Source organism: Lactococcus taiwanensis, assembly GCF_014905395.1.
GTDB classification, from domain to species: domain Bacteria; phylum Bacillota; class Bacilli; order Lactobacillales; family Streptococcaceae; genus Lactococcus; species Lactococcus taiwanensis.
On the sequence record NZ_BNDT01000007.1, the window covers coordinates 1 to 24,453 of the forward strand.

The 24,453-nt window shown below is 35.9% G+C and carries 20 protein-coding genes, 1 pseudogene and 1 other annotated feature; of the genes and pseudogenes, 4 read left to right on the plus strand and 17 right to left on the minus strand.

Going from position 1 to position 24,453, the window contains the following annotated elements; all coding sequences use genetic code 11:
• Window positions 1–161, plus strand: a pseudogene (locus JKP71_RS08320) (Asp23/Gls24 family envelope stress response protein); the annotation flags it as partial.
• A gap of 120 nt (window positions 162–281) precedes the next feature.
• A complete protein-coding gene (locus tag JKP71_RS08325; protein ID WP_200407677.1) occupies window positions 282–1,232 on the plus strand; it encodes a CorA family divalent cation transporter in 951 nt (316 codons plus the stop codon).
• 186 nt (window positions 1,233–1,418) lie between these two features.
• Here the strand turns inward: JKP71_RS08325 and JKP71_RS08330 are convergent, their stop codons facing one another.
• On the minus strand, window positions 1,419–2,609 hold the full coding sequence (locus JKP71_RS08330) for a GGDEF domain-containing protein (RefSeq protein WP_200407678.1): 1,191 nt from the start codon (window positions 2,607–2,609) through the stop codon (window positions 1,419–1,421).
• Window positions 2,609–3,325 (minus strand): EAL domain-containing protein, encoded by a 717-nt coding sequence (locus JKP71_RS08335; protein ID WP_200407679.1) that lies wholly within the window; start codon window positions 3,323–3,325, stop codon window positions 2,609–2,611. The genes JKP71_RS08330 and JKP71_RS08335 overlap by 1 nt, the downstream gene beginning before the upstream one ends.
• Before the next feature lie 254 nt (window positions 3,326–3,579).
• Between JKP71_RS08335 and JKP71_RS08340 the strand changes: the two genes are divergently transcribed.
• Window positions 3,580–4,992 (plus strand): aminotransferase-like domain-containing protein, encoded by a 1,413-nt coding sequence (locus tag JKP71_RS08340; protein ID WP_200407680.1) that lies wholly within the window; start codon window positions 3,580–3,582, stop codon window positions 4,990–4,992.
• Between the two features lie 255 nt (window positions 4,993–5,247).
• On the opposite strand, the gene JKP71_RS08345 is transcribed toward JKP71_RS08340, so the two are convergent.
• The 10 genes from JKP71_RS08345 to JKP71_RS08390 form a co-directional block, all read right to left on the minus strand.
• Entirely contained in the window at window positions 5,248–5,610 is a 363-nt protein-coding gene (locus JKP71_RS08345) for an ArsC/Spx/MgsR family protein (RefSeq protein ID WP_200407681.1), read from the minus strand.
• A 44-nt stretch (window positions 5,611–5,654) separates the two neighbouring features.
• On the minus strand, window positions 5,655–6,437 hold the full coding sequence (locus JKP71_RS08350) for a PhzF family phenazine biosynthesis protein (RefSeq protein WP_200407682.1): 783 nt from the start codon (window positions 6,435–6,437) through the stop codon (window positions 5,655–5,657).
• On the minus strand, window positions 6,434–7,408 hold the full coding sequence (locus tag JKP71_RS08355; RefSeq protein ID WP_200407683.1) for an ornithine cyclodeaminase family protein: 975 nt from the start codon (window positions 7,406–7,408) through the stop codon (window positions 6,434–6,436). Before JKP71_RS08355 ends, JKP71_RS08350 begins: the two co-directional genes overlap by 4 nt.
• Before the next feature lie 271 nt (window positions 7,409–7,679).
• The gene (locus tag JKP71_RS08360; RefSeq protein ID WP_200407684.1) at window positions 7,680–9,203 is read right to left on the minus strand and encodes a MucBP domain-containing protein; all 1,524 of its coding nucleotides are present in this window, start codon (window positions 9,201–9,203) and stop codon (window positions 7,680–7,682) included.
• Between the two features lie 352 nt (window positions 9,204–9,555).
• Entirely contained in the window at window positions 9,556–9,843 is a 288-nt protein-coding gene (locus JKP71_RS08365; protein WP_200407685.1) for a putative quinol monooxygenase, read from the minus strand.
• A 190-nt stretch (window positions 9,844–10,033) separates the two neighbouring features.
• Window positions 10,034–12,790 carry a cation-translocating P-type ATPase gene (locus JKP71_RS08370; protein ID WP_200407686.1) on the minus strand — a complete coding sequence of 919 codons (2,757 nt, stop codon included), beginning with the start codon at window positions 12,788–12,790 and terminating at the stop codon, window positions 10,034–10,036.
• 52 nt (window positions 12,791–12,842) lie between these two features.
• Window positions 12,843–12,887: a sequence feature (sodium ion sensor (DUF1646 type); this cis-regulatory element may regulate processes involved in with the transportation of sodium ions), on the minus strand.
• A gap of 98 nt (window positions 12,888–12,985) precedes the next feature.
• Entirely contained in the window at window positions 12,986–14,395 is a 1,410-nt protein-coding gene (locus JKP71_RS08375) for an MDR family MFS transporter (protein WP_200407687.1), read from the minus strand.
• 103 nt (window positions 14,396–14,498) lie between these two features.
• Window positions 14,499–15,125, minus strand: coding sequence for a TetR/AcrR family transcriptional regulator (locus tag JKP71_RS08380; protein WP_200407688.1), 627 nt, complete (start codon window positions 15,123–15,125; stop codon window positions 14,499–14,501).
• Between the two features lie 224 nt (window positions 15,126–15,349).
• Entirely contained in the window at window positions 15,350–15,748 is a 399-nt protein-coding gene (gene spx / locus JKP71_RS08385) for a transcriptional regulator Spx (RefSeq protein ID WP_058213129.1), read from the minus strand.
• A gap of 175 nt (window positions 15,749–15,923) precedes the next feature.
• Window positions 15,924–16,454 carry a hypothetical protein gene (locus JKP71_RS08390; RefSeq protein ID WP_075524495.1) on the minus strand — a complete coding sequence of 177 codons (531 nt, stop codon included), beginning with the start codon at window positions 16,452–16,454 and terminating at the stop codon, window positions 15,924–15,926.
• 193 nt (window positions 16,455–16,647) lie between these two features.
• Between JKP71_RS08390 and JKP71_RS08395 the strand changes: the two genes are divergently transcribed.
• Entirely contained in the window at window positions 16,648–17,247 is a 600-nt protein-coding gene (locus JKP71_RS08395; RefSeq protein ID WP_075524494.1) for an ATP-dependent Clp protease proteolytic subunit, read from the plus strand.
• A gap of 76 nt (window positions 17,248–17,323) precedes the next feature.
• Here the strand turns inward: JKP71_RS08395 and JKP71_RS08400 are convergent, their stop codons facing one another.
• The 5 genes from JKP71_RS08400 to coaE all read right to left on the minus strand — a co-directional run bounded on the left by JKP71_RS08400 (window position 17,324) and on the right by coaE (window position 24,329).
• Window positions 17,324–20,737, minus strand: a complete 3,414-nt coding sequence (locus JKP71_RS08400) for a pyruvate carboxylase (protein ID WP_200407689.1) — start codon at window positions 20,735–20,737, stop codon at window positions 17,324–17,326.
• Window positions 20,738–20,872: 135 nt separating this feature from the next.
• Window positions 20,873–22,117 carry an FtsW/RodA/SpoVE family cell cycle protein gene (locus tag JKP71_RS08405; protein ID WP_075524492.1) on the minus strand — a complete coding sequence of 415 codons (1,245 nt, stop codon included), beginning with the start codon at window positions 22,115–22,117 and terminating at the stop codon, window positions 20,873–20,875.
• A 186-nt stretch (window positions 22,118–22,303) separates the two neighbouring features.
• Window positions 22,304–22,450: a 50S ribosomal protein L33 gene (gene rpmG / locus JKP71_RS08410; protein ID WP_075524491.1), complete on the minus strand. Its 147-nt coding sequence runs from the start codon at window positions 22,448–22,450 to the stop codon at window positions 22,304–22,306.
• Entirely contained in the window at window positions 22,451–23,665 is a 1,215-nt protein-coding gene (locus tag JKP71_RS08415; protein ID WP_200407690.1) for a multidrug efflux MFS transporter, read from the minus strand. It lies immediately after the preceding gene.
• Window positions 23,643–24,329, minus strand: coding sequence for a dephospho-CoA kinase (gene coaE / locus JKP71_RS08420; protein WP_200407691.1), 687 nt, complete (start codon window positions 24,327–24,329; stop codon window positions 23,643–23,645). The genes JKP71_RS08415 and coaE overlap by 23 nt, the downstream gene beginning before the upstream one ends.
• Window positions 24,330–24,453 lie beyond the last annotated feature (124 nt).

A 24,453-nucleotide genomic window follows, 5' to 3' on the forward strand; every position in this document is an offset into this window, starting at 1 on the left:
CGGATATCAAAACTAAAGCTGAACAAGAAGAGGATGAAGTCACAGTGCAAGACCGTGTGGTAGGTGCTGCACAAAGCACTGGTAAATTCACTTCTAAACAAGTAGATAAAGTGAAAGACAAAGTTGATGATATGACACCTGAAAAAGGACGGGTCAACTAGTTGTCTAGCTTATAGACACTAAAAGACCTCTTCTAGAGGTCTTCTTTTTTAACCATGCGCGCTTTATCACTGATAATCATTTAATCCTAAAATTATGGGCTAGCCTGAGGAGGATATTGGATGTTTCTATATAAGATATTAAAAACTGAGGGACTTGACGAAAGTGCCATAAAAACTTTGAAAGATACAAAGAATGATAATATCATCTATTTCTATCACCCTACGAAAACCTTTTTTGAGCACTTGCGCCAGCTCTACAAAATCGATATTCAATCCTTATTTTATGATGAAAAAGAAGCAAAGTATCAGGTGAAAAATAAATCAGGAGCAGAAAATATTGTAACGCTTCTTCTACTTTACCCCAAAGCAAGAACGGAAGAACATATTGAACGAATGGTCAACGCTCTTATTATTTTAAAATTTCAGAACACTACTTTTATCATCACCGAGGAAAAAGAAGAATTCATTTTACATTTTCTAGAGAATCATGAAAACCAAGAAATGACAGATGGGGAAGGTTTAGTTGGGTTAGTGAATGCGGCACTAGAAAAGATGTCGGATGATGCGCGCAAGATACGGGATGAAATTACAGCTATAGAAACTTCAATTAGTACCTCTGGCCCTATTCGTCCTATTTTTAATGACCTTCTTCAATTAAAGAAACACTTGATTACCCTTACCTTAACTTATGATAGTGATGATAAATTAATCGAATTTTTCAAACGTGAGAAAGACTTACTTCATCTTGAAACCAAAGGCGAAAACGGAACGATTCAATTGGAAGAAAGTCTGGATACTTTGAAAAAACTTGTTAAATCTTATGATAGCTACCTTGGCCATCTCGATGTTATGATCACTAACCTTAGCTCATTCCAATTGAATGCGATCATGAAAACTTTGACAGAAATTTCTATTGTCCTTACAATTCCGACCATCATTTATGGTTTTTGGGGCGTCAATGTGAAGCTACCCTTTGAGGGAATGGCTTTCGGTTTTCTCTTAGTGTTAGCAGTTTCCTTAATAATTAGTGGCGTTGTATGGTTTTGGATGAGGAGGATGAAGTTTTTATGATTTTTTTCTCTACTGACAAATCTTCATAACGATATAAGTTCATATACCTTGATTAATCCATTGCAGAGCAAAGCCTTCTATCTAGAAGATAGAGGGTTTTTTATATAAAATAAGTTCTTTGAACTCTACAAATCCACATAACTTACTCATCAATTTGTTAACATATGCTAATTTAAAACTTTTAAACTAATATAATTTACCATTAAAAGTAACTTTATTTCTCCCATTCTTTTTTGAATAGTAAAGATAATTATCCGCTTCTTCATAAAGGTCCCTTGCGACTAAATTTTTAGTTGACATCTCTGCTAACCCTGCAGATATTGATACACTGATAACTTTACCTTTGTAATTAATAGGGTGGCTGTTTATCTTTTTTGATATTTCTATTAAAATAGGGAGCACCTCGTCCCCACTTCTCCCCCTAAAGGCAATCGCAAATTCATCTCCCCCCACTCTATATAGCTTAGAATTTTTAAAATGGGTAAAAAGAATTTTTTCTGAATTTTTAGCTACTTCTACTAGAACCTTGTCACCAGCTATATGACCAAAAGTGTCATTAATTTCTTTAAATTTATCAATGTCAAATAAAGCAAAGGAGTAAGAAGAGTTTACCTTTTTGTAAAACTGAAATGACTTTTCTAGATTTTTTTCAAAACTAGCCCTATTCCCTATCTTAGTCAAATAGTCTATTGAAGCCTCTCTTAAGCGCATATTATATTCTAAAACTCGTCCTTTTATATTTCTATTAATCAGGAAAATAAGACAAGAAAAAAACCATACACTTATCCAAATTACTAAAAAGCAGAGATGTTTTTTATTTAAAAATAAGTCATTTACAGCAATTAGTGGAAACATAGACCAAGCGAAACTGTATATAAACGAGTAGATGACATTATATCTTTTATATAACCACTTAACGCGCGTGTGCTTGAAGTACCAGTTTAATATGATCAAAACGAAAGTGAATAGGAAAATGAGCATCATTGATACAAGGGAATGCATATGGTGCTTAACAATACTAATCATACTGTAGCCTAAACTCCAAAATAGTAGTAGTAGGGTTACTAATTTTTCATCGTAAAAGAACATGTATAAATAGACAAGTGCACCTTGCATGACAGTACCTGCTAATATACTGAGAAAGGTTTCATGATATAAAAATAAATTGGGATAAAAAACAACACTACAACATAAGAGTTGAAATCCACAAAAAACAATAATGAGAATATTTTTATAAAAGTTATATTGATCTCTAGAAGTTTTTTCTTCATCATCAAAATAGCTCTCGAGAATAATATAACTAAACCAAAAATTTTGTGCTAAAAAACTCGTTAATGTTATAACAATTAAGAAGAGGAGTTCTACATAATTTTCCATTATTTTTTAACCAGCACTCCTTCATGTTCTCGTGGCCAAATTATTTTAGGAACGGAGTATAAAAATCCTTGTTGAAGTTGTGTTATATTTTCACCTACCCAGCTAGAAAATTGGGCTTCTTCTATCCCCTCTACAACTAATTCTTTACCTGCTTTTGAAGTAATTTTAGCAATCATGGATAAAAAAACTTGGACATTGAGATATCCTATATAACGAAAATTTAGTGTAGAAAACTTCACTCTATCCACAATATCCAATAAGCGGAGCATGTTGCCTAGGGAATTTATCCCTTGTCCAACATCATCTAAAGCTATTTTAAAACCCATACTTTTTAGCTTTTTAAAGGCTAAAATATTAATATCACTGAAATAGTCTGTTTTACGTGATATAGGCAGTGTTTCAGTAATTTCAATTGTTATCCTACTTTTAAACTTAAGAAGTTTTCGTAACCGTACATATGTCTCATCATATTCTAATTCTTGATGATCTAAATTAAAACTAATGTTAATATCTGGATAAGCTTCCAAAATAGATAATATAGAATCTGTAAACCAAATAATAAAGTTTTCGTGCTTACTATGGTCAGAAACTATGTTACCAAATTCCTTAACGGGAAATACGTCTCTACTTTCGTGCCTCAATAATAATTCATATGATTTTTCTAAGTTATCGCTCATATTTTCAATCTTTTGGCTAAACAATCTAAATCTATACATTGTTACTCCTTATATAACTTATGCAAAACATTTAATAGAATTATATTTTACCTCATTTAAGCAGACTTTAAAGCCATTATTTTGTATCTCATACAATCTTGCAGGATTAAACTTTTGATTTTATTCATGCAGAAGTAATTACTCGCATTTTAAGTTATAATAAATTTGGATTGTATGGCATATAATAATTTCAAAGGATAAATATTCCTAAATGCTATAATTTTATTAGTTAAAAATAGTGAAAGAGAGTAAACATGCCAATTAATAAATATTCTGAGGATTCCTTAACTTGGCATCCTGACAAAACCCGTCTAGCACGTCCAATATATAAGTCACTCGTAAAATTACTAAAAGAAGACATCTCATCAGGTAAGCTTCCAAAAGACACCAAACTCCCTTCACAAAGAGAGCTGGCCGATTTCTTAGATTTAAATTTTACTACAGTTGGGCAAGCTTATCGCTATGCAATAAAAAAAGGACTTTTATACACTAATATTGGGCGAGGGACCTACACCTCGCCCAATGCTTATGAAGCTTCGACGATATCTACAAATGATATTGGAGAGGAAATTATTGATTTCGGTTTAGTAAGTTCATTCGATCAATGTAATTCTCTCATTATCCCCTTTATTCAATCTGTCGCTAAAAAAACAGATTTAATTGATTTGCTGAACTATCGAAATCCTAAAGGTACTCCTGAACAGCTCAAAACCGCCGCAAGATGGCTTGATACACAGGGAGTTTTTGCTTCTACGCAAAATATAGCCATTGTCTCTGGTGTGCAAAATGGCTTAGCCATTGTCCTCGCAGCATTATTCTCTCCTGGAGATCGTATCGCTGTGGATAGATTTACGTATTCAAACTTCATCGAACTTGCTCATTTATACCACTTAGAAATAGTACCTATAGATTATGATGATCAAGGAATGTGTACTGACAAGCTTGAACTAGAATGTTTAAAAAAGAAAATTCATGGAATATTTTTAATGCCTTCATGCAATAATCCTATGGGCTTTCAAGTTTCATTTGAAAGGAGAATCCAACTTTCAAAAATTATTAAAAAAGAAGGATTAATCGTTATTGAAGATGATAGTTTCTCTTTTTTGACGACTTATTTTCAAAAAGATGTTATCCCGCCTTTTCAACAACTTATTCCCGAGCAGACGATATATCTAGCGGGAGTGACTAAATACATTGGTTCCGGCCTACGCGTCGCATTCTTATCTTATCCACCAAAATTAGCAAAAAGTTTAGAAAAAGCAATTTTTAATATAAATGTAAAAACCTCAGGACTTGACGCCGAAATCGTAAATCAAGTATTGCAAAGTTCAACTGCACAGAGATTATTAGAAGAAAAATTTAAATTTACAAAAAGAGCAAATGAAATATTTGATGAGGTTTTTAAAGAAATAAACCCTACTCGACCGAGTAACTACTATCCTCTTTTTAGAACCCTCCCCTTAAAGAAAAATTTAATAAAGGATAAACAAAATAAAATTGAAGGTTATCTTTTAAAAAGAGGAATTAGGGTTTATCACTCTAAGAGATTTTCTACTCAAACTCAACCCGATTCCTTTATAAGAATCTCCTTATCTTCGAATAGCCTTGAAGATTTGAAAAGAGGACTAGAAATTATCGAAAAAGAGCGAATAGTTCATATTTCTTAGTCTGGGATTAACTTTATATAAAAATAAATTCAGCAAGGATTGCCAACCAGTTAAGTAGAGTTAAAAAGTTTGGGTTTATACGCCTAAAAATTTATATGCACTTCTCTAAGAAAGTTTTGTGAGCGTCAATACAACTCAAAGGGATAGTAAAAAGTACTAACACTCGTTAGTACTTTTTACTATCACGAAGACCATTGCAAAGAAAAACAACATTTAGAAAATCAAGTATTTAATCCACTTACCTATATGATTTTTCTAGTCCGCTAAAAATCTTCTTAGTTCATAGCGATCACAACCAACAAGAATTTTTTTATCATCATATATAATAGGGGATCTTAATAAAGAGGGATAAACAAGTATGAGTTGTATTAATTCCTCTGTTGATAGATTATCAATTTTATATTTCGAATAAATTGTTTTATTTAGTCCAGTACTTACTTTTTTATTTACTAATATCTCACTAAAGCCATAATCAGAAAGGCTTAACATTTTTTTTACAATATTCTTTGTTATATCCTTTTCATTAATGGTTTCAAATTTTATTTTGTACAGATATAACCAGTCATAAATTTTTTTAGTAGAGGCATCTAAATGTCCATTATAGTACACCCTAATCATGAGTTTGCTTCCTTAAGTTCTATCTATTCGTTTATACCGATTTTTCAAACAAAGCAAAAACCTTCTGAATATAATACCGCTCTGCCACTAATCACCACGCGTTCTCCTTTAAATTCACATTTTAAATATCCTCCTCTGGGCGAGCATTGATAGGCTAGAAGTTGATTTTTTCCAAGCCTTTGAGCCCAATAGGGAATTAAATTAGAGTGCGCAGAACCACAGACTGGATCTTCATTGATAGTCAGTTTAGGAAAAAATGTTCGCGATACAAAGTCAAACTCAGAACTATTTGCAGTCACTATCACCCCCACCCCTTCTTCGAATTTTTGAATTTTAGAGAAATTAGGTTTTAGATTTTTTACTGTCTCTTCATTCTCAAGTACAAAGAATAAATCTCTGGATAAAAATGCTTGGCGAATGGGGGCTTCTATTGCTTTTTCGTATTCTGGACGAATTTCCACTCTCCTTGGCATAATACTCGGGAAATCCATGGAATAATAGTCCTTATCTCTTTTGACAATCAAATCACCGCTCTGGCTTTTAAAGTTTACAGTGTCACCATCAATTGAATAGTAATTAAACAGTACAAAAGCAGTAGCTAGCGTAGCATGACCACACAGATCTATTTCTCTATCAGGAGTAAACCATCTCAGTTCATAAAAATCATCATGACTTACAGCAAAAGCAGTTTCAGACAGATTATTTTCGATAGCTATATTCTGCATAAGTTCATCGGATAGCCATTGATCGAGAATATACACAGCAGCTGGGTTACCCTCAAAAATTTTATTAGCAAATGCATCTACTACGAAATATTTTAATTTCATTGTATATCTTTTCCTTTTGTTAACTTGTTATATAAATACTCAGCGCAACAGAGATCTTCAATAGCTAGTCCCACTGCATCAAAGAGGGTAATATCCTTCTCATTTTTTCTTATGTACTCATCATGTAATACTAACTCACTCAAAGAACCGACTATACTATCAGGATATAAATTTCCTTCAGAAATTGGAATAATAATATCGCCGCTCTCTTTAAGTGCCATCTCATAGTCATCGACATATATTTTACTTTGAGCCATTAAATCACTTTTTATTTCCCTGGTATCTGGTGTGAATGTACCAATCGCATTAATATGTGTTCCTTCCTCAACTATATCTTTCCCTAGAAATGCCTCTTTACTAGAAGTTAATGTGCAAATGATATCAGTATTATTAGTAGCTTCTTCAAGAGTTTGACAATTAATGAATGACAAATCCGGATGTAGATTTTTCATTCTATTAATAAAAGTTCTTCCTGATTCTTGTTTTAAATCAAAAACTTTTACTGTTTGAATTGGTCTTATACCTAGTATTGCTTCTAAATGCGAAGCGGCTTGCTGACCGCTACCAATAAGCGTTAAATTATGAGCATCTTTTCTTGCTAAATAATTTGTAGCTAGAGCGGTTACCGCGGCAGTCCTAATCCAGGTAATAGCATTCGCATCAACAATTGCAACGGGCTGACCATTTTCGGAGTCAAATAATATAATCTCACCAACGTGGGAAGGAATGTTTTTATTATGATTATCAGGAAAAGCCGTCAAAATTTTGGCTCCAAAAAAACGCTTCTCTCCCAAGTAAGCAGGCATTAAAGCAAATATATTTTTATTCTTTCCATCTGGTAACTCCATTACAGTTCGAGCCGTTTGAGTTATTGCTTTATTACTATAGTCTAAAAAAGATTTTTTCATTACCAATAATGCTTCTTTAAAACTTAGGTTCTCCAGCACTCTATTATAGTTTATTATCTCCACCTTGATTCTCCTATTCTTGGGATTTCTGATGTACCTTTATTATATCCTTGTTTTGAACATGGAACAATTTAAAAAGTGTATGCCCAACAATAAAAAGGTCAGAAAGCAGCGCTGTTTTCTATGATTCTAGTTGTTATTATACGTCATCGTAATTGTTAGACTGTATTGCTTAAGCTTCAATATATCTGTTATAAAACTACAAAAAGCTATACCACTCATCTAGTATAGCTTTTTGACAGAACTATAAGTATCTTTGATAAGTATTACCAGTTTACTTTTTCGATTTCATAAGTAGAGCGGCACCCGACATAAATAATCCAACAAAACTTAAAAACAAAGCATTTCGCTTTTCGTTTAGGTCCGGTAATATCATTTCATGGTGCGTTAAAATTATAGTGTTCGAGTGTTCCGTTTTAACTTGTTCCACTTTTGCGATTGCTTTACTTTCATTTTTTTCTATTTTATTTGTAGTGTTTTTAAAATTATTGAGTGTATTTGTTTGCTTCAGCGTTTTCTCTACAGATTTCTCCTTATTTAAGAGCTTATATACATATAGGACTTCTGTTAACTGACCAGATTTATAATTACTTATTATATTTGACGGTAAATTTTCTTTGTCAATTTCATACATTTTTCCCTGAAAATTAATTCTTTCAATGTAGTAAGGACTTACCGATGTATCATAAGAGGGAGCGACTTGTTCTTTCTTCCAACTTAGTTGTGGAAGCATTATATCCGGGGCAATAGCTCTACCAAGATTATCTAAATAGCGTACAACAACTTTGCCAGATACTCTATCACTTGTTGGCATTAAAGTTTTTTTCTTATAGAAATAAGTTACATCTATAGTCTGAGTATCTTGGTATTCTCCCTTCACATTTGTTGCTAATCGTTTTCTGTCCAGATAATACTGTTCCCCATTATAATTTATTTCGTACTTGAAATAGGGCTCAATCGTTGTGTCATATCGTGGAGCAGCCTCCCCTTTTTCCCACATGACCATTGGCAATTGGGTATCATCAGCTATCGTATTGCCTTGTTCATCAACGTAATGAACAATAACACCACCAGAATTCTGTACGGAAGAAATTTCTACTTTACTCTTCTTATAAATATATGTTATTTCTACAGTTTGATCTGCTTTATAGCTGCCTTTAACATTATAAGGTTGCTTATTTTCATCTACTTCGTAAATTTCATTTTTAAATTCAATTCTCTTTTGATAATAGGGAGCTACAGTTGTATCATAAAGAGGTGGAGTAGTACCGTACACCCATTTTTCGATGGGGAGTAAATTATCATCAGCAATAGCAATCCCCTCCTCATCAACATAGTGAACGAGAACTTTTCCTATTGCTTTAGATGGAACACTTAGTGATTCTAAAGCTAGACCTTGATTTAAGTTACCGTAGCTACTAGTGTTCAAAATATAAGATCCTGCACCATTTACTTTTATGATAAAAGTCATATAAGTATTTCCTGTACCACATACCTGTACAGTAATAATAGTACCAGGCTCTGCATCCTCAGTTGAGGTGAAAATCCACAGTGAATTTCCCTTTTCTCCCGAAACGCTCACTCCTTTACAAATTTCATAGGGTTGTCCATTACCCGCTATTACTTTCTGAGGTTGACCATTCTTGATTACACCATCAGTTTCACCCATAATCTCTGTACCTTGCGATAAAACAACCATTTCTGCTAATGCCTGATAGGGCATGTTCCAAACCAAACCACTAGTAAAGATTACTAGTGCTCCGCAAGCAATGGTGTTTTTTTTTAATAGACTCGTCATAAATTTTTCCTCCTGAAATTCCAACATGTTCCACAATCATATACTATCATCTTTTTATTACTTTTCCAACAGTTTTCTTTTTTATTTTTAATTGATTTCTAATCTATCATGATTAAGCACTTTTAGGTCCGTGCTTCAAAAATTTTTAAATAAGTTTCCTTGTCTTTTTAGTTAAACTCAAAGCATGTGTAACTCTTAATAAATTTTCTAACTCTGAGGTAAAACTTGAATTCACTGTATTGATTTACTCCATTTCAGGAAAGTTCTTAACACATAACAAAAAGCTAGCGTATCCTTACTATAACGCTAGCTTTATTTTTTTAGACATTCATTTTTTTAAATGAATATCCTATTATTCTTTTATTTCCATAATATGCAATACGGGTTGTTTTAAACTATAATTCGCCAGATTTTGAGCAAAAGCTTTTAAAAGTGGGTTTGAATTATGTTGTTCAATTGATGCTTTTGTTTCCCAATTCTCTATCATTACAAACTCGTTCTGGTTACTTACTGATTCATATAATGAATAGTCAAGACACCCCTCTTCCTTTTTTGAGGATGTAATCAACGCTTCTATTTCTCCTCGGAATTGTTCTTTCTTATCATCAGCGATATAAAACTTTGCATTAACAACAATCATCGGTTATTTTCCTTTTTTTAGTCTATTTTCAATTATTGCAATTAAGTCTCCTCAATTGTTGATTAATCAATAATTGATAAATCATATAATAAGACATTTTATTCATATTTGCAAATTTTTAGATTTCATAGATGAGATTTCCAATCACAGAAATAACTCCTTGTCCTATTTCTAAAGTCACTAATACTCACTACCAGATCTTAATTTTAAAGATTTCCTTGATGCCGGATAAAATTAAAGTAGGTAGAGCTGGTATAAAAAGAACCAGAAGGTAAATGGGTAGTGTAAGTTGTGCAGTTCCCATTATATTATTAAAGAAAGGAAGCATTGTAACTAAAAAGGAGGAAAAACCAGCAAATAATACTGCAACTACTAAGCGTTTATTTTCAAATGGATTTCTTCTAAAAAGTGTCCTTGAACTTCTAGCATCAAAAACATGCCACAATTGACCATAAACCAGTGTAAGAAAAGCCACAGTCTGAGCTTCACTAGTCTCCATTCCACTACGGGCAGCTAATAAAAAGCTTAGATATACCATTGCTCCCATGATACCGCCCCGGATTAGTACACGTGACCATGTATAATTAGCAAGAATTGATTGCCTCGGATCTCTTGGTTTTTCTTTCATCAAATCAGTTTCTGCAACATCGTAACCTAATGTAAAAGAAGGGATAGCATCACTTACCATGTTGACCCAAAGCACCATTAAGGCAGTAAGCGTAGGGGTCATAGCTGCTACATTACCTACTGTTTTTCTAAATAGGAGCAGTCCCAAGATGAGCGCGAGGACTTCAGCGACATTCGTTGTCAACTCATGCCTCATAAAATTTTTGATATTTGCATATATGGTTCGTCCACTGTAAACAGATTTTTCGATAGTAGTAAACTTATCATCCAATAAGATTAGATCTGCCGAATCTTTAGTAACCTCGGTTCCCGTAATCCCCATCGCAACACCAATATCAGCTGCTCGCAAAGCAGGTGCGTCATTTACTCCATCTCCGGTCATTGCGACTACCTGTTCGTGCGCTTGAAGTTGTTTTACAATTCGTTGTTTGTGTTCAGGTGTTACCCGAGCGTAAACCCTCACCTTAGTTACTATTTCAAAAAGCTCTTCATCAGACATCTTCTCAAGGTCAATTCCTTTTAAAACTTTGGCATTTTTTGAATCTACTATTCCTAAATCATAGGCGATAGCTCGAGCAGTCTTTTCATGATCCCCTGTAATCATCACTACATTTATATTAGCTTCATGGAGCTGCCTAACTGATTCTTTAACTTCTTGGCGAGGAGGGTCAATAATTCCCGCAACACCAGTAAGTATAAAGTCTTTCTCTAATTCATCTGTTGAGCCGCTTAAAGCCTGTTCTTCACTTAACTCTCTCTGAGCTACTGCTAATGTCCTTAGCGCTTCTTCAGCATAGGCATCCACCACGGCTAGGAAATCTGTTTTGGCTTTCTCCGTTTGTTCTACTTTGTCCTCTATTAATACTCCTGAACACTTATCAATCAATACATCTGGGGCTCCCTTCGTATAGAGATAATACTTCCCATCCTGCTTAACTACCACACTCATCATTTTTCTAGTACTCGTAAAAGGAAGGGTTCTAATGAGTTGTTCATCGCGTAATATATTTACCTTATCGTAATTTGCCTTCTTACCAAGCACGGTTAGGGCGATTTCAGTCGGATTACCGAAAGCTTTTGTTACTTTGTTCTCTTCTCTTACTTGCGAATCATTACATAAGACGATTCCTCTCATAAAGGAGTCATAATTTTTTTGCTGGGTCACTTTTGTTTCAGGAGCTATATCTCCTGTAGTATGATACCCTAATCCTTCTACCTTATAACTTTGCCCATTCGCATGGAATTTTGTTACTGTCATTTCATTTTGAGTCAGAGTACCAGTCTTATCTGAACAAATATAAGAGGTACTTCCGAGCGTCTCTACGCTACTTAGCGTTTTAATCAAGCCCTTATTTTTGGACATCTTTACTGCACCAATCGTCAATACAATGGATAAAACAACTGGAAGAGCATCTGGTATAGAAGCTACTGCTAGAGCAATCGAAGTTGAAAATACTGTAGTCACTGAAGCCACAGAAAGCTCACCCGAACTAATTAATCCGAAAATAAAAGTAAGCACGACAATTCCTGCAGATATTTTCATTAGGGTTTTAGTCAATTTTTTTACAGTTTCTTGAAGTGGTGATTGTTTTACTGACACATTTTTCATCAGCTGAGAAATTTTTCCTAACTCAGTGTGTACTCCTGTTGCCACAACTAAACCTATGCCTTGACCACTTGAAACTACTGATCCCGAAAATCCCATATTTTTTTGATCACCAATCTCAACCTCTTCATTGATAGCAGCCGTAATTTTTATAATAGCATCAGCTTCTCCTGTCAAATGCGCTTCTATAAGTTGAAGTTCATCAGCTTCTAGCCACCGCACGTCAGCTTCAACAAAATCGCCTGCTCCAACTTTGACAAGGTCGCCTACGACTAGTTCATTCGCGGGTATTTTCTCTATACTTCCCTCTCTAATAACAGATACGAAACGATTATTCATTTCTTTTAATGCATTTAAATTTTTTCGTGCACTAATTTCCTGCCAAAAACCTAAGAAAGCATTAATTAAAATAAGAATCGCAATAGCGATAGCTTCATAAAGAGCTTCCTTACCATGTTGCGAATCATGCACTACTTGGAAAGAGTAAATAGCGCTAAAAAAAGATAGAGCAACTGCACCTAATAAAACAACAACAATCGGCTCTTTAAAACTTTTTAAAAATACCTTGAGGTAGCTCTCTTCTTTCTCTTCAGGAAGCTTGTTTTCGCCGTAAGCGGATCGGTTCCTATTTACTTGATCGCGTGAAAGACCCCGTTCGATTTGGAGGTCATAATATTCCAGTAGATTATTTGTAGTTTGCTGATAAAATTTCATTCAACTTCCTTTCTTCTTATAAACAACAAAAAAAGCGCAAACCTTCAAAACTATCTCCTCACCCTTGGAGATATGTCTTGAAAGCTTGCGCCCAACCTAGTCATTTATTAAATTAATTTAATTCTAACATTATTTTAATTAACAGTCAATAGTTTTTTTGAAAATAAATCAGAATGGGAGATAATATTTCCATTATCAACGCTGGTTTACTTTGTCTCTTTTTTCCTTTAAAAATAAACCTAATACAAATCCTATGCATACAAAGCCGAGTAAAAGTGCAAAAGTATGGTGATAAGCGATCAAATGACTATTTATAGGTGAAAGCCCATTCTGATTTTTGATTTGACCACTTAAAAAAGCCGTTAAAAAGGCGATTGCAAAAGAGTTAACCACTTGCATCATTTCATTGGTCAGAGGAGTGACTCGACTGATATTTTTCATGGGAACAGACTGAAGGGCGTGGTTATTAACTTGCATATTAACCAGACCTTGACTTAAACCAAGTAAAACGATGGCACCGATAGTGAAAGGTAAAGATGAACTAGGCTTAATTTGAGTAAAAAGGGTCAAGCTGAAAGCACCAAGCAGAAATCCCGGCAGAACTGCGGCTTTCGTCCCAAATTTATCAAAAATACGTCCACCGATTGTCATACCTAAAAAACTCGCAATAGCCTGTGGAACCATGACTAAGCCAGTTTTTTCAGAAGAAAGTCCGACGACATTTTGTAAGTAAAGTGGGACAAGAAGCATGGCCCCGAAAACAACGATTTGATTGAGCCACATGAGCGAAATTCCTTTTGTAAATTCAGGAATTGTAAAAGCTCGAAGGTGTAAGAGAGGATTTTCAACACGTAGTTCAACAATAATGAATAAAAGCAACATGATTAAACCAAGCCCTACAAAAGGGAGCGCAGCAGGGTTTGACCAGCCTTTATCTGCCCCAACGTGGACACCATAAATTAAAATTGGAAAGGCAAATGGAGAAAGAAGAGTCCCTTTTAAGTCAATTTTGCTTGCTTTATTTGCAGGAAAATTTGGGAGAAAGAGGAGAACAAAGATTAAGGCGAGAATGCCAACCGGAAGATTAATCAAAAAGACAGTTGACCAATTGAAGTGTTTAACTAAGAAACCTGAAAGTGCAGGTCCTATTGTTGGAGCGAGCAACATTGGTAACCCTAGAAGGCCCATCATTGAACCTCGTTTTTCCATTGGGATAATTTTAAAAGACATCCCAATTCCGATTGGAGCAACAACGCCACCAGTTAAGCCTTGAGCAATTCGCCAAATAATAAGACTTTGCAGGGAGTGAGCATTAGCTGCAAGAAATGAAGCGATAGTGAAAAAAATGATTGCTAAAGCAAAAACTTTTTTATCTGAAAAGCGGTCTCCCAAAAATCCAGCAAATGGAATAACTGTGGCCATAGCTAAAGTATAAGCAGTAATAACCCACTGACTATTTGAGAGATTTTGATGGAAAGCAGACTGGATATGCGGAAGAGTGACATTCATAATGGTTGTATCCATCATTACTAAAAGCATTCCAATTGCAATTGTTAAAACCGCAGGTAAGACTTTTTTTAAATTAAAATCATTAGTATTATTCATAAAGAACCTTCTTTTATATTTTTAGAACACTGTTCGGTAAAAATAATACCATTGTTCTGAAATAAAGTCAAGAAAAAAACTTCCTCAGGAAGTTTTCTATAAATTAATTAATTTTAAGCATTTTTTCAATTCCTGAAATAATAAGCTGTAAACCAAACTCAAAACTTTCAGAAGAGCCAAGACTAGTAAGGCTTTCAGTTCGCCAATATTTATCAAGAAAAGGAGCCAGTTGTACCAGAGGAATTTTGACAGTAGAAACGGGTTTTTCGGGTTGCTCTACTAAACGATCACGATCTATTTTACTGGTGTAAATAAAATTTAGAAAAAGGTTAATGGTGTAAAATTTGTGATCATCAGAAAGCTTGAGATCATCTACAATCATTAAAAGTTTATCAAAGAGCCGAAGATAGTTCTCAGATTCTGGTGGATAATCCATCATCAATTGTGCGAGGTTTGGATAAGCTTCTAAAACAGCATAAATATTTTTACCATAGACGAAAAGGCGGTCTTGCCATGTTTTTTCATTTGCTGGAAAAATAATTTCAAGACTTGCTTTATCAATAAGTGCTGCAAAAAGTGCTTCTTTACTTGAAAAATGGTAGTAAAGAGAAGACACTGTCATTCCTAGCCGACTAGCTAACTTACGCATTGAAAATTCTGTGAGAGGAAGTTCTTCTAAAAGTTCCCAGCTGCTACTAATAATTTTATCTTTGGTTGGTTGAGTCGCCATATGCAAACTTTCTATGATTTTTATTTTGTCTAATACAAATTTGACTTACAATTCTATTTTATTGTAAAAGTGAATAAAAAGCTATTTTTTATAATCAGACGATTAAAAAGCTTCACTATTGATGGAATTATTGATTTTGTAAGCTTACTGACAGAATGGTCAGTAAACTTACAAAAAAAAGACGCTATTGCGTCTATAAAAATTCCAATAATAATGAATGTTTTTTAAATTGCTGAACGCAAACGCGCTCCGCCATTTTCCAAAATACGGACTGTACGGGGCAAGAAGGCACGAATTTCTTCTTCGTTATAACCTACATGGAGACGTTTTTCATCCATGATGATGGGGCGGCGCATAATTTGAGGATTTTCAGAGATAATTTTGATTGCTTGTGAAAGTGAAATATCTTCAAAATCAACGCCTAAAGTCTTGACAAAACGATTTCGACTTGAAATCAATCCTTCAACACCATCATCACACTTTTGCAAAATTTGGCTAATCTCTGTTGTTGATAATGGATCTGCAATGAGATTTCTTTCGTTAAATGGGATATGGTGATATGAAAGCCAAGTTTTAGCTTTTTTACAGCTTGTACAAGAGGGTGCTGTATAAATTGTGATCATCGTCTCTCCTTCGTCTATATTTATTTAATTAATTAATACTATTAAACATCAATGATTGTACAATTATACCACATTTATAAACTTAAAAAAAGACCTTTTCAAAGTTTTTTCATAATTATTTTCAAAAATTAAAAAAGAAAAAAACACCCTAAAATAAGTGCTTTTTTTATGGTTATTAAATGTTATAATGTTGCTTTTTAAGCATTGCAGGATAAACGTTTTTCGCCTTTTGGAGCTCTCGCTTTTTAGCTTCAATATCGTCTGTAATTTCTACTGAGAAATTTTCAAAAATTGAGCGTGATTCTTTAAAAATATACCCTCCATTTTTCAAGTCTTGCTCATCGTCAAAAACAGCCAAATGATGTGATAATTTTTTAAAGAAGGTATTCAAAAAGTAAGTTGGAATGTATAAATTATACATGGAAGTATAATTTTTCAAAAAATTATAATCATAAAAAGGGACTTTTACGTCACTCTGCGGGTTAATCAAGGCCTTATCATCACCTGTAATTGGGCGATTCAAAATTTCGATTACTTTTTGATTGAGCGTATTACGGACTTCAATTTCCCGAAGTAATTTTTCAATTGTTAAACGCTTTTTATAGCGGTTTTCATCATAAATCTTGTAGATGTAAATCCCTGCTACCATCAGCCATGCACCAATAATTAAACCAAAGATCATTGCAATAATAAGTTCTGTATTCATGAGAATATTATAACAAATTTGAAAGCGTTAAGAAAGTCAAAGCTCTTTTTTATTGCACTTTTATTTAAAAAAATCTTAAAAGTATTTTCTTTGACCTTTTTTGACCAATGCGTTATAATAGTAACTAATAAAAACACTGAATCGTTTCTTGAAAGAGAAATATTCAGATCTTATTTAAAAGGAGATTCAATTTATGGGTTACTTAGTCCCTACTGTTATTGAACAATCAAGCCGTGGTGAACGCGCTTATGATATCTACTCACGTCTTTTGAAAGACCGTATCATCATGTTAACAGGTCCAGTCGAAGACGGTATGGCCAACAGTATTATTGCACAACTACTATTTCTTGATGCGCAAGATAATACGAAAGACATCTACCTCTATGTCAATACGCCTGGGGGATCTGTCTCAGCTGGACTTGCCATTGTCGACACAATGAATTTTATCAAATCTGACGTACAAACAATCGTAATGGGAATGGCTGCTTCTATGGGAACAATCATCGCCTCTAGTGGTACTAAAGGTAAACGTTTCATGTTACCAAACGCTGAGTACCTCATCCACCAACCAATGGGTGGTGCAGGACAAGGTACTCAACAAACAGATATGGCCATCGTTGCGGAACAACTTTTAAAAACACGTAAACGTCTGGAACAAATCCTAGCTGATAATTCTGGTAAATCTTTGGAACAAATTCATAAGGATGCTGAACGTGACCACTGGATGGACGCTAAAGAAACTTTAGAATATGGTTTTATTGATGAAATCATGGAAAATAATTCTTTAAAATAAAGCATTTAAAAAGACAACTTAAAGTTGTCTTTTTTAGTATAAAAACTTACTGACAGCTCTGTCAGTAAGTTTTTTTTTAGAGTAATTCAATCAACAGGTCTTGTGTTTGAATGGCTTCACCTTTAATGACAAAAATTTCTTTAATTTCAGCATCGAATGGCGCTTCAATCGTTGTTTCCATCTTCATCGCCTCAGTGACCATCAGTGCTTGACCTTTTGAAACTTTATCACCAGCTTGTACAAGAATTTCTAAAACTGAACCAGGCATCGTTGCTCCGATTTGGTTTGGATTTCCTGTTTCAGCCTTGCGTTTAGCAACAACTTGCGTTTGTACAGATTGGTCATTAATAACGACTTCACGACGTTGTCCATTCAGATTAAAGAAGAGAACACGATTCCCTGCCAAATCTGGCTCACCAATTTCATCAAGGCGAATACTGAGTGTTTTCCCCTTTTCAATTTGGACTTCGATACTTTCTCCTAAACGCATTCCATGAAGGAAAGTAGGCGTATCTAGCAGTGTCACCGCACCAAATTCCCGTTGCATTTTTTGGTAATCCAAGAAAACTTGTGGGTACATAATGTAAGAAATAACTTCATGATCACCAGGTTGGTAGCCAATTTTTTCTGCGAGTTCGGCTTTAACAGCAGCAAAATTAACTTTTTCTGCATGCAGACCAGGTCGATCAGCCAGAACTGCTTTATCCTTCACAATAATGTGTTGAAGTTTCTCTGGAAAACCTCCGACAGGTTGTCCCAAATCACCTCGGAAGAATGAAACAACTGATTCTGGGAAGTTTAGTTCGCTACCACGTGCATAAACGTCTTCTTCATTTAACTCGTTTTGTATCATAAAGAGCGCCATATCGCCCACTACTTTGGAAGATGGTGTCACTTTAATAATATCACCAAACATCATATTGACAGTGCGGTACATGGCTTTAATTTCATCAAAACGGTGCCCAAGTCCTACAGCTTTAGCCTGTGATTTGAGGTTAGTATATTGTCCACCAGGCATCTCGTGCATATAGACTTCTGTTTGAGGGCTCGTAATGCCAGCTTCAAAGGGAGCATAGTACTTACGTACATCTTCCCAATAATGGTCGATTTGCTCTGCATTTTTGACATTAATCGCTGCATGACGTGGACCATGCTCAAGAGCATAGTAGATGGACTGCATTGATGGCTGAGAAGTTCCCCCAGCAAGACTGGCTGTTGCAACATCAATAATATCAACACCCGCTTGTGTCGCACCCGAATAAGTGATAATTCCATTTCCAGATGTATCGTGCGTATGTAAGTGGATAGGTAAGTCAACTGTATCTTTCAACTCAGAAATCAAGCGATAAGCTGCTTGTGGTTTCAAAACTCCGGCCATATCTTTGACAGCTAAAATATGAGCCCCCGTTGCTTCCAATTCCTTAGCTAAATCTTTGTAGTATTGAATGCTATATTTAGGGCGAGTTGGGTCAAGGATATCCCCTGTGTAACAAATCGTAGCTTCTGCAATTTTCCCTGCATCACGCACTGCTTGGATTGATTTTTCCATTTGTGGTAACCAGTTTAAACTGTCAAAAATTCGAAAAACATCAATGCCCTCTTTGGCAGCTACACGAATAAATTCTTCAATAACATTATCCGGATAATTTTGATAACCTACGGCATTTGAGCCGCGGAAAAGCATTTGGAACATCGTGTTTGGCATCAGTTTACGAAGCTTACGAAGACGATACCATGGAGATTCATTGAGGAAGCGATAGGCAACATCAAAGGTTGCACCACCCCACATTTCAGCAGAGAAAAGCTCAGGTAAACCTTGATCAATAGCGGAAGCTATTCCCTTCATATCTTGCAAACGCAAACGGGTAGCTAAAAGTGATTGATGTGCATCACGTAAGGTAGTATCAGTCAAAAGCACTTCTTTAGTATTTTTGACAAAATCCACAACCGCATCTGCACCTTGCTCATCTAAAATATTTTTAGCTGTCTTTTTCTTTTCAATCAATAACTCTGGTTGACGTGGGGTATCAAAATGCCGTTTTTCAGTATTTTCAATACCTGGGAAACCATTTACAGTGATGGTCGAAAGATAATGCAAGGTCTTTGTGCCTCGATCTCGTAGACGTGGGAAGTTAAAGAGGCTTGGTGTGTTATCAATGAATGTTGTTGTGGCTTGTCCACTTGTGAAGTTTTCATTCTCAATAACATTCATTAAAAATGGAATGTTGGTTTTAACTCCACGAATACGGAATTCACGAAGAACACGTTGCATTTTTCGAACACTATCCTTAAAATCATTAGCAAACGTACAAACTTTTACCAACAAAGAGTCAAAATAAGGCGTCACTTCGTAACCCGCATAAGCATTGCCAACATCTAAACGAATCCCAAAGCCACCTGGTGAACGATAAGTATCAATCTTTCCTGTATCTGGTAAAAAGCCATTTTCAGGGTCTTCCGTCGTAATGCGGCACTGTATAGCAGAGCCTAAAAGAGGGATTTGGTCCTGTTGAGGAAGGCCAATCTCTTTATGGAGATCTTTTCCTTGAGCAATCAAAATTTGTGCTTGGACAATATCAACTCCGGTTACCAATTCTGTAATTGTATGTTCCACTTGTACACGGGGATTGACCTCGATGAAGTAAAATTGGTCGTCTTTTACTAAGAATTCAACCGTACCCGCATTGATATATCCGACATTCTTACAAAGTTTGACTGCTGCTTCGCATATCTCTTTACGAAAAGCTTCAGACAAGCCTACCGCTGGCGCAATCTCAATTACTTTTTGGTTACGCCGTTGAACGGAGCAGTCTCTTTCGTACAAATGAACAATATTCCCATGACTGTCGCCAAGGATTTGTACTTCAATATGTTTAGGATTTTCAATATATTTTTCAACATAAATTTCCCCAGAACCAAACGCACCGATAGCTTCTGATTTTGCACGTGCGTAGCCGTCGCGCATCTCAGATTCATTCCGTGCAACACGCATCCCGCGGCCACCACCGCCAAGTGCAGCCTTAATCATAACAGGATAGCCATAGGTAGCTGCAAACTCTAATGCGCCTTCGATGTCGACCGCACCATTCGTCCCTGGAATACCAGGAACCTTGGCAGCGTCTGCTGCTGCTTTTGCTTTAATCTTATCTCCAAAAATATCTAGATGATGAAGGTCTGGTCCAACAAAAATAAGCCCTGCTGCACGCACTTTTGTAGCAAATTCGAGGTTCTCTGATAAGAGGCCATAACCAGGGTGGATGGCATCCGCTCCGGCATCAAGTGCTACACGAATGATATCATCCATGTCTAAATAAGCATCAATTGGTTTTTTTCCTTGACCAATTAAATAAGATTCATCCGCTTTAAAGCGATGAACAGAATATTCGTCTTCTCTTGCATAAACGGCTACTGTTGAAAGGCCGAGCTCATTACAAGCACGGAAGACACGAACAGCTATTTCGCCACGATTGGCCACGAGCAGTTTTTTCACATTGAACTCCTTATTTTTGGTTTTAAAGAAAATCAGCCCTGATTGACACACTTTTCTTACCTAAAGCATGCATTGGCTGCACTGAAATCTTTAATGATAGTATTTTTGAATACTTTTGAACAACTGACCAGTTGGTCAGTTGCTCTCATTACTCAAAGAACCATAGCGGTTTGAAAGTTCAGAGACTTCCCGCCGCTTTTCATCAGCTGAGATATTTAAAGCAAAGGCAATCCCTAGCGAGAGCACTAGAAAAGATGATCCCCCTTGGGACAAGAAAGGAAAAGTAACCCCCGTTTCAGGAATCAAGCCAATTGCTCCCCCCACGTTAATGAAGACCTGGATCAAAAACATGGCACTTATCCCAATAGTCATAAGGGAATTGAAAGGATTCCGCGCTCTTATTCCTACCAAAAGTATTCGTACAATCAAGAAAAATAATATCCCAAGAATCAGAATCCCTCCGATAACGCCTAATTCTTCCACCACAATCGCGAAAATAAAGTCAGTGTGTGCTTCAGGTAAATAGCCATTTTTTTCGATAGAATTTCCTAAACCACGACCAACCCAACCCCCATTAACAATAGCATAGTAAGAGTTTGCAAGCTGGTGACCCGAGTTGGCTAAATCACTAAAAGGATTAACAAAAGCTTTAAAGCGAGCGTTAATATATGAAATCGGTAGGAACGAGGGAATCAGATGTCCTCCTGTCGCAAATAAAAGCCCTAAGAAAGCTACCGCTACTGTCAAAATAATTTTGCCATAGCCGCTAAACCAACGCCAAGAAATCCCACTAGCTCCCACCATTACCATGACTAAGGCAGCGAGTATGACTGCATTCCCCATATCAGGCATGATGATATCAAGAAGCAAGAGACTGATTACTGGTAAGCGCCAATCGCCAAAGAGGCGCTGAAAAAGGCTTTTCCCTTTAAAGAGTTCCTGGACATCACCAGTGGAAATAGCCTCTTGTTTTCTAGAAAACACTGAAGCAAGATACCAAATCACAAATACTTTGGCATATTCTGCTGGCTGGATTGTTCCCACACCCGGGATTGGAATCCAGCCATGTGCTCCATTTACTGGAGGGAAAAACAGGCGTGCAGCAATCATAGATAAAACCAGCATAATCCAAATAAAAAGGAGCATTCCTTTACTTTTCAGAGCTTTAAGCTTCATCCGATAAATAATGGCAATCACTACGAAACTTAGCATCATGAAAGCAGATTGTGTAATAACTAGTCGATAGGGTGAAAGGCCCCTTGTAAGTTGATAAGGTACTGTTGCTGAAAAAACCATAACAATTCCAATAGCTGACAGCATCAGGTAGGGTATCAGAATAGAATAGTTTAAGAAGTTTGCTTTTTTTAATCCATTTCTCATTATTTAAATCATCTCATATATCTTCGTCTTCATTTTATCTTTTTTATTATATCATTTTTTTGAAAGGATTTTCAGTTAAATGAATAATTTTCACCCCTTAATCCGATAAATTAAAAAAACATCTCTCAAGGACTACTGACAGATGTTTTTTGTTACTGACAGAGCTGTCAGTAACTTTTATTCATGTTATTCCTCGCGGTGAAGGGTTACAAGCCTTTCCTTAGGACAAAATTTCATGGTCTCAACTTTTTCTGGATGCGTTGCTTTGTTTTTACTACTGATATAATTCTTATTGCCACATGAAGTGCAGCGTAATGTGATTTTTATTCTCATTTATAAAATACTCCGTCTCCCCAGATACTTTCGAAAATTGATGAAAGACCAAATGATATTTACTACCACAAATAGACTTGTTCCTACTATAGCTGCACGATAGCTAATATAACCCGCGATGGCTGATCCGACTAGCGGGCCTGTTACCATGCCGAGGTTCGAACACATTTGAGCATAAGCAAAAATCCGACTAACCCCCTCTTTTGGCGTAATCTTAGATAACAAAGAGTTGACTGAAGGCATCAAAGCTCCAGTTCCAAAACCAAGAAGAAAGCGTAATATCCCCAGTTGCCAAGGATTTTGAACAAGAGCCATTGGTAAATAAATCACGAAAGTGAAGACAAGGCCAATCAGTATCAAGCGATGCGAACCATATTTATCTCCCAAACGCCCCAGAAAACTAGAGGAAAGCATGGCAGAAAGCCCCACCGCTGAAACGATCAAACCCGATATAAACATCAAATTATTCGTGTTTGTTGTTAAAGTCTTGATATACAAAGTAACAAATGGCTCGATAGACTGAGAAGTAATCTGAATGATAAAAGTAGTTACCAATAAGCCAAAAAGAATTTGTTTATTGCTCACTTTATTGATAATTTCCTTACTAGAGAGCATTTCTCCTTTTGGCACAGGTTCAAAGTTTTCATGTACAAAGAAAATGGTCAAAAAAGTCGCCAAAGCGAGCAGCCCGCCAACGATTAAAAAGACGTTGGACATCCCGAACCACTGCGCTAATAAACCTCCTAGTGAAGGACCAATTAGTGTTCCAGAAACCATCGCCGTTGACAAAGTACCTAGAGCATAACCCGATTTATCTTTGGGGGCCTGCGAAGCAATCATTGCAGTCGAATTAGGAATATAACCTGAAAAAAAGCCCATCAACAAACGCAAACCCAGCAACCACCAAACATTGGGGACAAAAGCAAGCCCACCCATCGTCAGGGTCATTACAATACTTGCGCGCACCATCATTACTTTACGGCCATGTTCATCGGCTAATCTTCCCCAGATGGGTGCCACCAGTCCGGAAGCTAGGGCAGTCAAAGAAAAAGCCAAGCCAGAATAAAGCTCAACATTTCCGCCTTTGACACCTAGACCTTGGATGTATAAGGGTAAAAAAGGCATCACCAACGAAAAAGAAGAGCCTACAAAGAAACAGCCAATCCACGTGATGAATAAGTTTCTTTGCCAATTAACAGTTTTCGTTTGATTCACCTCTCTTTTTTCTATTTAACTGCATTAATGCATCCTCCACTTGTTTTTCTAGCTCTGCGATGCTTCCTGAATTATCCAGAATACGATCGGCTACTTTTCGTTTTTTCCACAAAGGCATTTGTGCCGCGATACGTTGCTTGGCTTCTTCTTTTGTGAAATGATTACGAGCCATTAAGCGTTCTAATTGCCTAGTTTCATCAATATAGACCAACCAAATTTCATCAAAGCCAGTATAGTTATATTCAAGAAGCAGTGGAATATCCATGAAAAATACCTCATCTACTGACGGCGCCATCAGTAAATGATCAGCAAATTTCTTATCCCCAGAAGCTGTTGCTATCTCCGTTTTTTCTAATAAACGCGCCCTTTGAGCATAAAGTTCTTGACGAATAATGTCATCTTGAATTGTTGATAACTCTTGTCGTTTATTAGGATCCGCAAAAACCAACTTTCCTAGTTTCGCTCGATCAAGTTGGCCACTACTATCAATAAAATCACGCCCAAAATGTGAAACAATGGCCTCATATAATTTTCCACCTGGAAGCTGCAATTGGCGAACCACTTGGTCTGCATCAATCACTTGGTAACCTTTAGAAATCAAAAAATCAACCACCGTTGATTTTCCACTCGCAATCCCACCAGTCAATCCGATAACTTTTTTCATTCATCTATTTTAGCATATTTTTTAGGTTTACGAAACTAGAATTAATAGTTAAAAACTATTTATTTTAAGTTGTTAGAATCAGAAAAACCTGTCAACAAAGCTGACAGGTTTTTCATTAAATTAT

Excerpts from the sequence above, each read along its gene's own strand:
- JKP71_RS08340 (WP_200407680.1), top strand. The coding sequence starts at position 3,580 with ATGCCAATTAATAAATATTCTGAGGATTCCTTAACTTGGCATCCTGAC.
- JKP71_RS08360 (WP_200407684.1), bottom strand. The coding sequence starts at position 9,203 with ATGACGAGTCTATTAAAAAAAAACACCATTGCTTGCGGAGCACTAGTA.
- spx (WP_058213129.1), bottom strand. The coding sequence starts at position 15,748 with ATGATCACAATTTATACAGCACCCTCTTGTACAAGCTGTAAAAAAGCT.
- JKP71_RS08330 (WP_200407678.1), bottom strand. The coding sequence starts at position 2,609 with ATGGAAAATTATGTAGAACTCCTCTTCTTAATTGTTATAACATTAACG.
- JKP71_RS08380 (WP_200407688.1), bottom strand. The coding sequence starts at position 15,125 with ATGGCGACTCAACCAACCAAAGATAAAATTATTAGTAGCAGCTGGGAA.
- JKP71_RS08405 (WP_075524492.1), bottom strand. The coding sequence starts at position 22,117 with ATGAGAAATGGATTAAAAAAAGCAAACTTCTTAAACTATTCTATTCTG.
- JKP71_RS08395 (WP_075524494.1), top strand. The coding sequence starts at position 16,648 with ATGGGTTACTTAGTCCCTACTGTTATTGAACAATCAAGCCGTGGTGAA.
- JKP71_RS08375 (WP_200407687.1), bottom strand. The coding sequence starts at position 14,395 with ATGAATAATACTAATGATTTTAATTTAAAAAAAGTCTTACCTGCGGTT.
- JKP71_RS08325 (WP_200407677.1), top strand. The coding sequence starts at position 282 with ATGTTTCTATATAAGATATTAAAAACTGAGGGACTTGACGAAAGTGCC.
- coaE (WP_200407691.1), bottom strand. The coding sequence starts at position 24,329 with ATGAAAAAAGTTATCGGATTGACTGGTGGGATTGCGAGTGGAAAATCA.
- JKP71_RS08345 (WP_200407681.1), bottom strand. The coding sequence starts at position 5,610 with ATGATTAGGGTGTACTATAATGGACATTTAGATGCCTCTACTAAAAAA.
- rpmG (WP_075524491.1), bottom strand. The coding sequence starts at position 22,450 with ATGAGAATAAAAATCACATTACGCTGCACTTCATGTGGCAATAAGAAT.
- JKP71_RS08370 (WP_200407686.1), bottom strand. The coding sequence starts at position 12,790 with ATGAAATTTTATCAGCAAACTACAAATAATCTACTGGAATATTATGAC.
- JKP71_RS08350 (WP_200407682.1), bottom strand. The coding sequence starts at position 6,437 with ATGAAATTAAAATATTTCGTAGTAGATGCATTTGCTAATAAAATTTTT.
- JKP71_RS08365 (WP_200407685.1), bottom strand. The coding sequence starts at position 9,843 with ATGATTGTTGTTAATGCAAAGTTTTATATCGCTGATGATAAGAAAGAA.
- JKP71_RS08390 (WP_075524495.1), bottom strand. The coding sequence starts at position 16,454 with ATGAATACAGAACTTATTATTGCAATGATCTTTGGTTTAATTATTGGT.
- JKP71_RS08335 (WP_200407679.1), bottom strand. The coding sequence starts at position 3,325 with ATGTATAGATTTAGATTGTTTAGCCAAAAGATTGAAAATATGAGCGAT.